This is a genomic window from Pseudomonas sp. 22526 (genome assembly GCF_052044735.1).
GTDB lineage: Bacteria > Pseudomonadota > Gammaproteobacteria > Pseudomonadales > Pseudomonadaceae > Aquipseudomonas > Aquipseudomonas piscium.
Genome location: NZ_JBQENK010000005.1, coordinates 42,475 through 55,396, shown reverse-complemented (window position 1 = coordinate 55,396; position 12,922 = coordinate 42,475). Strand labels below are relative to the sequence as shown.

Genomic DNA, 12,922 nt, shown 5'->3' with positions numbered 1-12,922 from the left:
TTGCCCGCGATGACGTCCTTCGAACCAGCGCAGATCTTCAGGCCAGTGCTGCCAGCCGCTCCACCGTATCGGGAAAACGCTGTACCAGGCGGATCAGGGTGGTGGCCTGAGCGTTGGGTTTTGCCCGTCCTTGCTCCCAGTTCTCCAGGGTCCGGGTATTGGTGCGCAGGTACATGGCAAATACCGATCTGGACAGGTTCAGCTGTTCGCGCACGGCCAGCACTTCTTCGGCGGTGATCGGTAGCAGTGCGTTCAGCTTGACCTTGTGGGTGCGCAGCGTGAGCTTGCCTTGGCGCTCTTTGGCCAGGGCGTCGAAACCTTCGACCAGTTCGGAAAAGATGTCACGTTTCATGATGGGTTCTCGCCTCGACTTCTCTGTTCAGCAGTTGCTTGAGCAGTTTTTTCTGATGGGGTGTCAGGTCGTTCTGCTCGTTCTTTGCGTAAAGGGTGAAGAGCCAGAATTGGGCGCCTCCGGACCACCAGTAATAAATCACCCGGATCCCGCCGCGTTTGCCCTTGTGCCGTCGCTCGTCGACAAAGCGGATCTTGCGCAAGCCGCCGGTTCCCTCGATGAGATCTCCGGCTTCGGGTGCTTTCAGCAATTCAAGCTGCAAGCTACGAAAAAGCTCGTCGTCCAGATAGTCCTGTCGATGGCGTTGGAACGGGGGTAACTCAATGAAAAGTGCGTCCATGCTCTGTACGTAATCTGCGTATATTTTTGATTGGATGGGTCGAGAGGTCAAGACGTTGCGCATGGCGCTCGTCGCCTTTTAATGACCTTAGACTTAGCAATCAGGATGAGGCGTAGGACGCGTCTTTAAAGCCTGAAAGGCAATTCCTTTCAGGTGGCAGGAGGAAGGGCAGGGCGGTTTTTCTTCGGAAAACAAAACGGCGCCCGAAGGCGCCGTCTTGTTTTACTGCGGATCGTGCTTGAGCGATCAGCCCGCCAGACCGGATTGCTGGACCAGGATCAGCAGCGGTTGTGGGTAGACGCCGAGGAAGAACGCCAGGACCGCGATGGCCAGCAGCATCACGCCGCCGGCTTTCTGTTCCCAGTGCAGCTGGGCGTCGACGCGGCGCAGGTTCGGCTCGATCAGGTACAGGGTGACCATGACGCGCAGGTAGTAGAACACGCCGATGGCGCTGCCCAGGACCAGGGAGCCGACCAGCCACCATTGGTGCGCTTCGACACCGGTGGCGATGATGTAGAACTTGCCGATGAAGCCCGCGGTCAGCGGGATACCGGCCAGGGACAGCATCATCACGGTCAGTACGGCGGTCAGGTACGGACGGCGCCAGAACAGGCCGCGATATTCGTACAGGGCATCCGCGTCGCGACCCTTGTAAGGCGAGGACATCAGGGTGATCACGCCGAAGGCGCCGAGGCTGGTGATCACGTAGGTGACCAGATAGACGCCGATGGCCTCCATCGCCAGGCCCTTGCTCGCCACCAGGGCGATCAGCAGGTAACCGAAGTGGGCGATGGACGAGTAACCCAGCAGACGCTTGAGGTTGCTCTGGGTCAGCGCCAGCAGGTTACCGAACAGGATCGAGGCAATCGCGATCAAGGTCAGCACGGTGTTCAGGACACCGCTGCTGGCCACCGGCGAGATCTGGAACAGACGCACCATCACCGCGAATACCGCCACCTTGCTCGCGGTGGCCAGGAAGGCCGCCACAGGCGCCGGAGCCCCTTCGTAGACGTCCGGGGTCCACAGGTGGAAGGGTACCAGCGACAGCTTGAACGCCAGGCCGATCAGCATCATGCCCAGGCCCAGTTGGGCCATCGGGCTAGGCAGGCCGGTCGCGGCCAGGGCCTGACCGATGCCGTTGAAGCTCAGGCTGCCGGCTTCGGCGTAGAGCAGGGCCATGCCGAACAGCAGGAACGCGGAACCGGCGGCCGACAGCACCATGTACTTGATGCCGGCTTCCAGCGAACGCTTGTTGAAGAAGGCATAAGCCACCAGGCCGTAGACCGGTACCGAGAGCAGCTCCAGACCGATGAACAAGCCGGCCAGGTGTTGCGCGCTGACCAGTACCAGGCCACCGGCGGCGGCCATCAGGATCAGCAGGTAGAGTTCTTCGCGGTTGCCCGGGTAACCGGTGCCGCCGTCGCCCAGGTAGGCGTGGGCGAGGGTGACGCAGGCCAGGGTGGCCACCAGGATCAGCGCCATGTACAGGCAGGCGAACTGGTCGATCTGCAGCAATGGAGTCACCGCCAGAGGGGTGACTTTCAGGGCTGGCAGGATCGACAGCAACGCCAGGTTCAGACCGGCGACCGACAGCAGGAAGGTTTGCGAATGGTTGCGACGCCAGGCGATAGCCAGCATCACCACAATGATGGTGAGGCTGGTGATCAACAGCGGCGCAAGCGCGATAAAGTGTTGAATCGTAAAGTCCATAGCGCTCTTACCGGGCCGAAGCGAGTTGAGTGAAGGCGGTACCGAGCCACTGCTGCACGCCACTCATCGTAGCGGCAGAGGTATCGAGGAACGGTTGCGGGTAGACGCCGATGTAAATCAGCAGTGCCGCCAGTCCAGTCACCATGATCAGTTCGCGAGCATCCATGCCGTGCAGTACTGCGTCCGATTTGGCCGGGCCGAAGTAGGCACGGTGAATCATGATCAACGAGTAGACCGAACCGAATACCAGGCCGGAAGTCGCGAGCACGGAAACCCATGGCGCGCTGGCGAAGGTACCGACCAGGATCAGGAATTCGCCGACGAAGTTACCGGTCGCCGGCAAGCCCAGGGAGGCCGCGGCGAAGAACAGGCTGATGGCCGGCAGGTAGGCGATCTTCGACCACAGGCCGCCCATTTCACGCATGTCGCGGGTGTGGGTGCGTTCGTACAACTGGCCGCACAGGATAAAGAGTGCCGCCGCCGACAGACCGTGAGCCAGCATCTGGATCACCGCGCCCTGCAGGGCCAGCTGGCTGCCGGAGTAGATGCCGATCAGCACGAAGCCCATGTGCGAAACGCTGGAGAATGCCACCAGGCGCTTGATGTCGGTCTGGGCGAAGGCCAGGAAGGCACCGTAGAAGATCCCGATCAGACCCAGGGTCATGGCGATCGGCGCGAACTCGGCCGAGGCATTCGGGAACAGTGGCAGGGCGAAGCGCAGCAGGCCGTAGGCCGCGGTCTTCAGCAGGATCCCCGCCAGGTCCACGGAACCCGCGGTCGGTGCCTGGGCGTGAGCATCAGGCAGCCAGGAGTGGAACGGCACCACTGGCAGCTTCACCGCGAAGGCGATGAAGAAGCCGAGCATCAGCACGTACTCGGTGGTGGTCGACATCTTGGTCTTCAACAGGTCGGCGTAGTTGAAGGTAATCACGCCGGTGTCGTTGAAGTTGACCAGTACCAGACCGAGGATCGCCACCAGCATGATCAGGCCGGAAGCCTGAGTGAAGATGAAGAACTTGGTCGCGGCGTAGATCCGGGTTTTCTTGCCGTCCGAAGAACTGTGACCCCAGAGCGCGATGAGGAAGTACATCGGCACCAGCATCATTTCCCAGAAGAAGAAGAACATGAACAGGTCGAGGGCGAGGAACACGCCGACGACACCGCCCAGGATCCACATCAGGTTCAGGTGGAAGAAGCCCACGTGACGCTGGATCTCTTTCCAGGAGCAGAGCACCGACAGCACGCCCAGAAGGCCGGTCAGCAGGATCATCAACAGCGACAGGCCGTCGAGGGCCAGGTGCACGTTGATGCCGAAGCGCTCGATCCAGACGTGCTTGAACTCCAGGGTCCAGGTCGGATCGGCGCCAGGCGCCGGAGCGAGTGAATAGTCGCCGTGGGCCCACAGCCAGAGGCCGAGGGCGAGCAGCAGGGACATGGTGATCAGCGCAATCCAGCGGGGGAGGGTGGCGCCGAAGCGCTCACCCATCCAGCACAGCAGGCCGCCGATGAAGGGGATCAGGATTAGCCAAGGCAGAATCATGACGGGCTCAATTCCTTTCGCAAGTTCGCAAGGTTCATATCAGACCGCTACCAGCACGACGGCGCCGATAACCAGCACGGCACCAGCAGCCATCGAGGCGGCGTACCAACGCAGTTGACCGGTTTCCGTACGGCTCAGGGAGTTGTGGCCCCCTTTGGCCAGGCGCGGGATCAGACCGATGGTCTGGTCGAGCGGGTCTTTGCGCAGTACATGGCTGATCGCCAGATATGGCTTGACGAACAGTTTGTCGTAGATCCAGTCGAAGCCCCAGGCAGCGAACCACCAGGCCGAGAGGATGCGGCCGATGCCGCTGTTGGCGATGGCGGTAACGAAGCGACGCTTGCCGAGGAACAGCAGCGCGGCCAGCAGGATACCGGCGATGGCGATGGCGCCAGACGCGAGTTCCAGGCTGTGCTTGGCTTCGCCGCCGGCATGGCCGACGCTGAGTGGCAACACACCGTGCAGCGGTGGAGTGATCATCGCGCCGACGGCGGTCGACAGAACGATCAGCACCGACAGCGGCAGCCAGTGGCTGATGCCGTGGCCGGCGTGGGCTTCGGTCTTGGCTTCACCGTGGAAGGTGATGAAGATCAGGCGGAAGGTGTACAGCGAGGTCATGAAGGCCCCCACCAGACCGGCATACAGCAGGCCGTGGTTACCGCTGGCGAAGGCTTCCCAGAGGATCTCGTCCTTGGAGTAGAAACCGGCGGTGACCAGTGGCAGGGCCGCCAGGGCCGCGCCGCCGACGATGAAGCTGGCGTAGGCCAACGGCAGTTTCTTCCACAGGCCGCCCATCTTGAAGATGTTCTGCTCGTGGTGGCAGGCAACGATCACCGCACCGGAGGCAAGGAACAGCAGGGCCTTGAAGAAGGCGTGGGTCATCAGGTGGAAGATTGCGCCGTCCCAGGCGCCAACGCCCAGGGCCAGGAACATGTAGCCGATCTGGCTCATGGTCGAGTAGGCGAGGATCCGCTTGATGTCGGTCTGTACCAGCGCGGCGAAACCGGCCAGGACCAGGGTCACGCCACCGACGACGCCCACCAGGTGCAGGATGTCCGGCGCCAGGGCGAACAGACCGTGGGTACGGGCGATCAGGTAGACACCGGCGGTCACCATGGTTGCGGCGTGGATCAGTGCCGAAACCGGGGTAGGACCGGCCATCGCGTCCGCCAGCCAGGTCTGCAGCGGCAGCTGGGCGGATTTACCGACCGCGCCACCCAGCAGCATCAGGGTCGCCAGGACGATCCAGAAGTCGCCGGCCTGGAACTTCGCAGGCGCCGCGACCAGCAGTTGCTGGATGTTCAGGGTGCCCAGCTGCTGGAACAGGATGAACAGGCCGATGGCCATGAACACGTCGCCGATGCGGGTGACGATGAAGGCCTTGAGTGCCGCGTTACCGTTATTGCGGTTGCTGTAGTAGAAACCGATCAGCAGGTACGAACACAGGCCCACGCCTTCCCAGCCGAAGTACAGGAACAACAGGTCATCGCCGAGCACCAGGAACAGCATGCTGGCGATGAACAGGTTGGTGTAGGCGAAGAAGCGCGAGTAACCGTCTTCACCGCGCATGTACCAGGACGCGAACAGGTGGATCAGGAAACCCACGCCCACCACCACGCCGAGCATGGTCACGGACAGGCCGTCCAGATACAGGGCGAAGGTCGGCTTGAAGTCGCCAACGGTCATCCACTGCCACAGCACCTGGGTGTAGTGGCCACCTTCCGGCGGGGCGACGTTGAATTGCCAGATCACATAAGCCGCGACAATCGCCGACAGGCCAACGGAACCGACACCGATCAGGGCGGAAAGGTTTTCCGAGAGGCGTCCACGGGAGAACGCCAGCAGCAGGAAACCGATCAGGGGGAACAGGAAAGTCAGATAGAGAAGGTTCATCCGCGCATCTCGCTGGCAGCGTCGATATCGAGAGTGTGGAAGCGGCGATACAGCTGCAACAGGATCGCCAGGCCGATACTGGCCTCGGCGGCTGCCAGGCTGATCACCAGGATGAACATGACCTGTCCATCCGGCTGCGCCCAGCGGCTACCGGCGACGATGAAGGCCAAGGCGGAGGCATTCATCATCACCTCCAGGCTCATCAGCACGAAGAGAATGTTGCGGCGCACCATCAGGCCGACCAGGCCGAGGCAGAACAGGATGCCGGCGACGGCCATGCCATGCTCCAGAGGGATAGTTCCGATAGTAGGCATGGTCTTACTCCTTCGCCTCGTTGCGGCCCAGGTGGAACGCCGTGACGGCTGCGGCGAGCAGCAGCATCGAGGCGAGTTCGACCACCAGCAGGTAAGGACCGAACAGGCTGATGCCCACGGCCTTGGCGTCCACGGTGGTGTGGCCGATACCGTTACCGCTCTGGTGGCTGAACAGCACGTACAGCAGTTCCACCAGCAGCAGGGCGGCGAGCACCACCGGCCCGAGCCAGATCCCCGGCTTGAGCCAGATGCGTTCCTGCTGAACCGAGGCAGGCCCCAGGTTCAGCATCATCACCACGAACACGAACAGCACCATGATGGCGCCGGCATAGGCGATCACTTCCAGCACGCCGGCGAACGGCGCGCCGAGGCTGAAGAACGTCATCGCCACGGCGATCAGCGAAATGATCAGGTAGAGCAGGGCGTGCACAGGGTTGGTGTTGGTCACCACGCGTAGCGTGGAGACAACGGCGACACCTGACGCGAAATAGAAAGCGAATTCCATCTTTCTTCCTTAAGGCAGCAAGCTCTTCACGTTGATCGGCTCGGCTTCGTTTTGCGCGGAGCCTTTTGGCTTACCGGCAATGGCCATACCTGCAACACGATAGAAGTTGTAATCAGGGTTCTTTCCGGGACCGGAGATCAGCAGATCTTCTTTCTCGTAAACCAGGTCCTGACGTTTGAACTCGGCCATCTCGAAATCCGGGGTCAGCTGGATTGCGGTGGTCGGGCAGGCTTCCTCGCAGAGGCCGCAGAAGATGCAACGCGAGAAGTTGATGCGGAAGAAGTCCGGGTACCAGCGACCGTCTTCGGTTTCAGCTTTCTGCAGCGAGATGCAACCCACCGGGCACGCCACGGCGCACAGGTTGCAGGCTACGCAACGCTCTTCGCCATCGGGGTCGCGGGTCAGCACGATGCGGCCACGGTAGCGGGGCGGCAGGTAGACCGGCTCTTCCGGGTATTGCAGGGTGTCGCGCTTGCGAAAGCCATGGCCGAAGACCATCACCAGGCTGCGCAGTTGGGTACCAGTACCCTTAACGATGTCGCCAATATATTTGAACATGGGTCAAATCCTCACTGAACCGCGCCCGCTGGCGTGTTCAACAACACAAGCGCAGCAGTCACCAGCAAATTGATCAGGGTCAGCGGCAGGCAGAATTTCCAGCTGAAGTCCATCACCTGGTCATAACGCGGACGCGGGATGGAAGCGCGCAGCAGGATGAACAGCATGATGAAGAACGCGGTCTTCAGGGCGAACCAGACGAAGGACAGTTGCGGCAGGATGCCGAACGGACCGTGCCAGCCACCGAAGAACAGGGTGACCAGCAGTGCCGAGATCAGGATGATGCCGATGTACTCGCCAACGAAGAACATGCCCCATTTCATGCCGGCGTATTCAATGTGGTAACCGTCGGCCAGTTCCTGTTCCGCTTCCGGCTGGTCGAACGGGTGACGGTGAGTCACGGCCACGCCAGCGATGAAGAAGGTACAGAAGCCGAAGAACTGCGGAATGATGAACCACAGGTTCTGCGCCTGGTAGTCGACGATGTCGCGCATGTTGAACGAGCCGACCTGGGCCACGATGCCCATCAGCGCCAGGCCCATGAACACTTCATAGGACACGGTCTGGGCCGAGGCCCGCAGGCTGCCGAGCAGGGCGAACTTGTTGTTGCTCGACCAGCCGGCGAACAGCACCGCGTAGACCGACAGGCCAGCCATGGCGAAGAAGAACAGCAGGCCGATGTTCAGGTCCGCCACGCCCCAGGTCGGGGTGATCGGGATGATCGCGAAAGCGATCAGCAAGGCACTCATGGCCACGACCGGCGCCAGGGTGAAGATCACCTTGTCGGCAAACGGCGGGGTCCAGTCTTCCTTGAAGAACATCTTCAGCATGTCGGCGGCGATCTGGAACATACCGAACGGGCCAACGCGGTTCGGACCGTAACGGTCCTGCCACCAGCCCAGCAGGCGACGCTCGACAAAGCTGAGCAAGGCACCGGCGACCACCACGGCCAGCATGATGACCAGGGCTTTGACGACCGCCAGGATCACGTCGATCACTTCAGGGGTGAACCAGGTCATTGCGCTGCCTCCTGCAGACCGTCAACGGATTTGCCAAAGATCGCCGGAGGAATGCCCGCCAGGCCGGCCGGCAGGGCCACCAGGCCAGCGCCCAGTTCTTCGTTGATGCGCAGCGGCAGACGCAGGGTCTGGCCCGCCACGTTCACGGCAAGCAGCGCGCCATCGTTGACACCCAGGCGATCGGCTTCGGACTTGGCCAGGGAAACGTAGGCGGCCGGGATGCGTTCCTGGACCGGAGCGGCTTTCGAAGAGTTCTCTTCGCTGCCGAACAGGTGGTAGAACGGCACCGCCTGCCAGGTGCCCTGGGCAGGGGAGAAGGCGCGCGGCACGCTGGCGAACCAGCCGAGGCTGTCGCCCTGGCTTTCGATCAGGCGGGTGCCCGGATCACCGGCACGCAGGTGACCACCGACTTCGTCCTGGAACTTGTTCCAGGCTTGCGGCGAGTTCCAGCCCGGCGACCAGGCGAACGGCACCTGGGAGCGCGGTTCCACGGAGCCCGAGTAACCTTCCATGGAGAAGGAGAACGCAGTGTCCTGGTCCTGCGGGGTACGTGGCTCGTGCACGTTGATGTCGGCGCGCATGGCGGTACGGCCGCTGTAACGCAGCGGTTCGCGGGCCAGCTTCAGGCCCTTGATGCGGAACGACGCCGATGGCGCGGCATCGACGATGCGCGCCAGTTGCGAGTTGCTCTGGGCGCAGGCGGCGGTCACGTGGTCCAGTTGGGTCCAGTCCACCGGCTTGTTCAGCAGGGTAGAGCGCAGGGCATGCAGCCAGCGCCAGCCTTCGTGAACCAGGATGCTGGCATCCATATAGGTTGGATCGAACACCTGGAAGAAGCGCTGGGCACGGCCTTCCTGGCTGACCAGGGTGCCGTCGCCCTCGGCGAAGCTGGCCGCTGGCAGAACCAGGTGCGCGCGATCGCTGGTGGCAGTCTTCTGGTGGTCGGCGACGATCACCACTTTCGCGGCGTTCAGCGCGGCATCGACCTTGGCAGCGTCGGTGCGGGTGTACAGATCGTTTTCCAGCACGACCAGGGCGTCGGCCTTGCCGTCGATCACCGCTTGCAGCGCGGCGTCCACCGATTCGCCACCGAGCATGGCCAGGCCGAGGCTGTTGGCCTCAGGCACGATCAGGCTGATGGAACCGTTCTTCTCGCGCAGCTTCAGGGCCTTGGCGATGTTCGCCGCGGCTTCGATCAGCGCCTTGGAACCCAGGGAGGTGCCGGCGATGATCAGTGGGCGCTTGGCGGCGAGGAGGGCGTCGGCGATGCGCTTGGCCAGTTCCTGGGCTTGCGCGTCCAGACCTTCTACGGCCGGGGCGCTGGCGTCCAGGGCGTGGGCCACGGCGAAACCGATGCGCGCCAGGTCGTCGGGAGCGGCGTGTACACACTCCTCGGCAACGTCGTCGAGCTTGGTTTCAGCCAGGCTGGCGATGAACAGCGGGTTCAGCGCGTGCTGGCCGATGTTTTTCACCGCGGCGTCGAGCCATGGCTGGACGCGCATGGCGTCGGCCATTTCTTCGGCCTTGCCCCTGACCGACTGGCGCAGGGCCAGGGCCATGCGGGCGGCGGTCTGGGTCAGGTCTTCGCCGAGGACGAACACCGCATCGTGGTCTTCGATGTCGCGCATGGTCGGCACGGGCAGCGGGCTGTTTTTCAGCACTTGCAGGACCAGGCGGATACGCTCCAGTTCGGCGGCTTCGATACCGCTGTAGAAGTGCTCGGCGCCTACCAGTTCACGCAGGGCGTAGTTGCTTTCCAGGCTGGCGCGAGGCGAGCCGATACCGACGATATTGCGGCCGCGCAGCAGGTCGGCGGCCTTGTCCAGCGCCTGGTCCAGGTTCAGCTTGGTGCCGTCGTTCAGCAGCGGCTGGCGTGGACGGTCTGTGCGGTTGACGTAGCCATAACCGAAACGGCCGCGGTCGCACAGGAAGTACTGGTTCACCGAACCGTTGTAGCGGTTCTCGATACGGCGCAGTTCGCCGTAGCGCTCGCCCGGGGAGATGTTGCAACCGCTGGAGCAGCCATGGCAGATGCTCGGCGAGAACTGCATGTCCCATTTGCGGTTGTAGCGTTCGGAGTGAGTCTTGTCGGTGAACACGCCGGTCGGGCAGACCTCGGTGAGGTTGCCGGAGAACTCGCTTTCCAGGGTGCCGTCTTCAACGCGACCGAAGTACACGTTGTCGTGGGCGCCGAACACGCCGAGGTCGGTACCGCCGGCATAGTCCTTGTAGAAACGCACGCAACGGTAGCAGGCGATGCAGCGGTTCATCTCGTGAGCGATGAACGGGCCGAGCTCCTGGTTCTGGTGGGTGCGCTTGGTGAAGCGATAACGGCGCTCGTTGTGGCCGGTCATCACGGTCATGTCTTGCAGGTGGCAGTGACCGCCTTCCTCGCAGACCGGGCAGTCGTGCGGGTGGTTGGTCATCAGCCATTCGACGACACTGGCGCGGAAGGCCTTGGATTCTTCATCGTCGATGGAGATCCAGGTGTTGTCGGTGGCGGGCGTCATGCAGGACATGACGATGCGACCACGGGTGTCGTTTTCGTCGGTGTACTGCTTGACCGCGCACTGGCGACAGGCACCGACGCTACCGAGAGCGGGGTGCCAGCAGAAATAAGGGATGTCGAGGCCTAGTGACAGACATGCCTGTAACAGGTTGTCCGCCCCATCGACTTCGAGCGCTTTGCCGTCTACGTGGATAGTGGCCATGGTTCAAAGTTCTTCGTTGGCCCGGTGTCAGCGGGCGTGGCTAATGGAATCTTGGTGCTCGCCTGGCGCGTCGCGGCGTCTTCAGGCGATACGAGGGCGGCACGGACCACCCTCGTTCGATACGTTTACGCGCCGACTACGATCGGCCGGGCCAGGGGCGGGACGGCGGCAGCACTGGTGGCTGCGATGCCGGCCTCGAACTCTGGACGGAAATACTTGATGGCACTGCCCAACGGCTCCACGGCGCCCGGTGCGTGAGCACAGAAGGTCTTGCCCGGGCCGAGGAAGCCGACCAGACCCAGCAGGGTCTCGATATCGCCGGCTTGCCCTTCGCCTTTCTCGAGGGCGCGCAGCAGCTTGACGCTCCATGGCAGGCCATCGCGGCAAGGGGTGCAGAAGCCACAGGATTCGCGGGCGAAGAACTCTTCCATGTTGCGCAGCAGCGACACCATGTTGATGCTGTCGTCGACCGCCATGGCCAGGCCGGTACCCATGCGGGTGCCTACCTTGGCGATGCCGCCGGCGTACATCTGCGCGTCCAGGTGTTCAGGCAACAGGAAACCGGTACCGGCGCCGCCTGGCTGCCAGCACTTGAGCTTGAAGCCGTCGCGCATGCCGCCGGCGTAGTCTTCGAACAGCTCGCGCGCGGTCACGCCGAACGGCAGTTCCCACAGGCCAGGGTTCTTCACTTTGCCGGAGAAGCCCATCAGCTTGGTGCCGTGGTCTTCACTGCCTTCGCGAGCGAGGGATTTGTACCATTCCACGCCGTCGCCGATGATCGCTGGCACGTTGCACAGGGTCTCGACGTTGTTCACGCAGGTCGGCTTGCCCCACACGCCGACGGCGGCAGGGAAGGGCGGCTTGGAGCGCGGGTTGGCGCGGCGGCCTTCGAGGGAGTTGATCAGTGCGGTTTCTTCACCGCAGATGTAACGCCCGGCGCCGGTGTGGACGAACAGCTCGAAGTCGAAGCCGCTGCCCAGGATGTTCTTGCCCAGCAGGCCCGCGGCCTTGGCTTCTTCCACGGCACGGTTGAGGTGCTTGGCGGCGGTGGTGTACTCGCCCCGCAGGAAGATATAGCCGCGGTAGGTTTTCAGCGCGCGGGCGCTGATCAGCATGCCTTCGATCAGCAGATGGGGCAGTTGCTCCATCAGCATGCGGTCTTTCCAGGTGTTGGGTTCCATTTCGTCCGCGTTGCACAGCAGGTAGCGGATGTTCATGGATTCGTCTTTGGGCATCAGGCCCCACTTCACGCCAGTGGGGAAGCCCGCGCCGCCGCGGCCCTTGAGGCCCGAGTCCTTGACGGTCTGGACGATGTCGTCCTGGGACAGGTCGGCGAAGGCCTTGCGCGCCGCGGCGTAGCCGTTCTTGGCCTGGTACTCGTCGAGCCATACCGGCTCGCCGTCGTCGCGCAGGCGCCAGGTCAGCGGATGGGTTTGCGGGCTGCGCTGGATGCGGTTGGCGGGGCCGAAGGATGTCAGGGTCATACGTAGCCCTCCAACAGTTTGGCCACGCCAGCAGGCTGCACGTCGCCGAAAGTGTCGTCGTCGATCATCAGTGCCGGGGCCTTGTCGCAGTTGCCCAGGCAGCACACCGGCAGCAGGGTGAAGCGGCCGTCCGCGGTGGTCTGGCCGAGGCCGATGCCCAGCTCGCTCTGGATCTGGCTGACCACGGACTCGTGGCCGCCGATGTAGCAGACCATGCTGTCGCAGACACGGATGATGTGGCGGCCGACCGGCTGGCGGAAGATCTGGCTGTAGAACGTCGCCACGCCTTCTACGTCGCTGGCCGGGATTCCGAGGATCTCGCCGATGGCGTAGAGCGCGCCATCAGGCACCCAGCCACGTTCCTTCTGGACGATCTTCAGGGCTTCGATAGACGCCGCGCGCGGGTCTTCGTAGTGATGCAGCTCGTGCTCGATGGCCGAGCGCTCGGTTTCGCTCAGGGCGAAACGGTCTGTCTGGATAAGCGGGCTGTTCATGC

12 protein-coding genes are annotated in these 12,922 nt (G+C 62.9%); all 12 read right to left on the bottom strand.

The features are described 5' to 3' along the window. Positions 1 to 37: 37 nt before the first annotated feature. The 12 genes from ACTJKT_RS09225 to nuoE all read right to left on the bottom strand — a co-directional run bounded on the left by ACTJKT_RS09225 (position 38) and on the right by nuoE (position 12,920). A complete protein-coding gene (locus tag ACTJKT_RS09225) occupies positions 38 to 352 on the bottom strand; it encodes a helix-turn-helix domain-containing protein (RefSeq protein ID WP_025804712.1) in 315 nt (104 codons plus the stop codon). Next, positions 342 to 755 (bottom strand): toxin, encoded by a 414-nt coding sequence (locus tag ACTJKT_RS09220; RefSeq protein ID WP_081360449.1) that lies wholly within the window; start codon positions 753 to 755, stop codon positions 342 to 344. The genes ACTJKT_RS09225 and ACTJKT_RS09220 overlap by 11 nt, the downstream gene beginning before the upstream one ends. Positions 756 to 938: 183 nt before the next feature. Next, positions 939 to 2,402, bottom strand: coding sequence for an NADH-quinone oxidoreductase subunit NuoN (gene nuoN / locus ACTJKT_RS09215; protein ID WP_009049791.1), 1,464 nt, complete (start codon positions 2,400 to 2,402; stop codon positions 939 to 941). Positions 2,403 to 2,409: 7 nt separating this feature from the next. Continuing rightward, on the bottom strand, positions 2,410 to 3,942 hold the full coding sequence (gene nuoM / locus ACTJKT_RS09210) for an NADH-quinone oxidoreductase subunit M (protein WP_097304253.1): 1,533 nt from the start codon (positions 3,940 to 3,942) through the stop codon (positions 2,410 to 2,412). A gap of 39 nt (positions 3,943 to 3,981) precedes the next feature. Continuing rightward, positions 3,982 to 5,835 (bottom strand): NADH-quinone oxidoreductase subunit L, encoded by a 1,854-nt coding sequence (gene nuoL, locus ACTJKT_RS09205; RefSeq protein ID WP_053279910.1) that lies wholly within the window; start codon positions 5,833 to 5,835, stop codon positions 3,982 to 3,984. After that, on the bottom strand, positions 5,832 to 6,140 hold the full coding sequence (gene nuoK / locus ACTJKT_RS09200) for an NADH-quinone oxidoreductase subunit NuoK (RefSeq protein WP_023964387.1): 309 nt from the start codon (positions 6,138 to 6,140) through the stop codon (positions 5,832 to 5,834). Before nuoK ends, nuoL begins: the two co-directional genes overlap by 4 nt. A gap of 13 nt (positions 6,141 to 6,153) precedes the next feature. Continuing rightward, positions 6,154 to 6,654, bottom strand: a complete 501-nt coding sequence (gene nuoJ / locus ACTJKT_RS09195) for an NADH-quinone oxidoreductase subunit J (protein ID WP_440786853.1) — start codon at positions 6,652 to 6,654, stop codon at positions 6,154 to 6,156. Positions 6,655 to 6,663: 9 nt separating this feature from the next. Then, positions 6,664 to 7,212, bottom strand: coding sequence for an NADH-quinone oxidoreductase subunit NuoI (gene nuoI / locus ACTJKT_RS09190; RefSeq protein WP_003223795.1), 549 nt, complete (start codon positions 7,210 to 7,212; stop codon positions 6,664 to 6,666). Between the two features lie 11 nt (positions 7,213 to 7,223). Beyond that, positions 7,224 to 8,231 carry an NADH-quinone oxidoreductase subunit NuoH gene (gene nuoH, locus ACTJKT_RS09185; RefSeq protein WP_007929607.1) on the bottom strand — a complete coding sequence of 336 codons (1,008 nt, stop codon included), beginning with the start codon at positions 8,229 to 8,231 and terminating at the stop codon, positions 7,224 to 7,226. Next, positions 8,228 to 10,942, bottom strand: a complete 2,715-nt coding sequence (nuoG, locus tag ACTJKT_RS09180; RefSeq protein WP_440786852.1) for an NADH-quinone oxidoreductase subunit NuoG — start codon at positions 10,940 to 10,942, stop codon at positions 8,228 to 8,230. Before nuoG ends, nuoH begins: the two co-directional genes overlap by 4 nt. Before the next feature lie 125 nt (positions 10,943 to 11,067). Next, entirely contained in the window at positions 11,068 to 12,426 is a 1,359-nt protein-coding gene (gene nuoF / locus ACTJKT_RS09175; RefSeq protein WP_440786851.1) for an NADH-quinone oxidoreductase subunit NuoF, read from the bottom strand. Beyond that, entirely contained in the window at positions 12,423 to 12,920 is a 498-nt protein-coding gene (nuoE, locus tag ACTJKT_RS09170; protein ID WP_009044589.1) for an NADH-quinone oxidoreductase subunit NuoE, read from the bottom strand. Before nuoE ends, nuoF begins: the two co-directional genes overlap by 4 nt. Between the last annotated feature and the right edge of the window lie 2 nt (positions 12,921 to 12,922).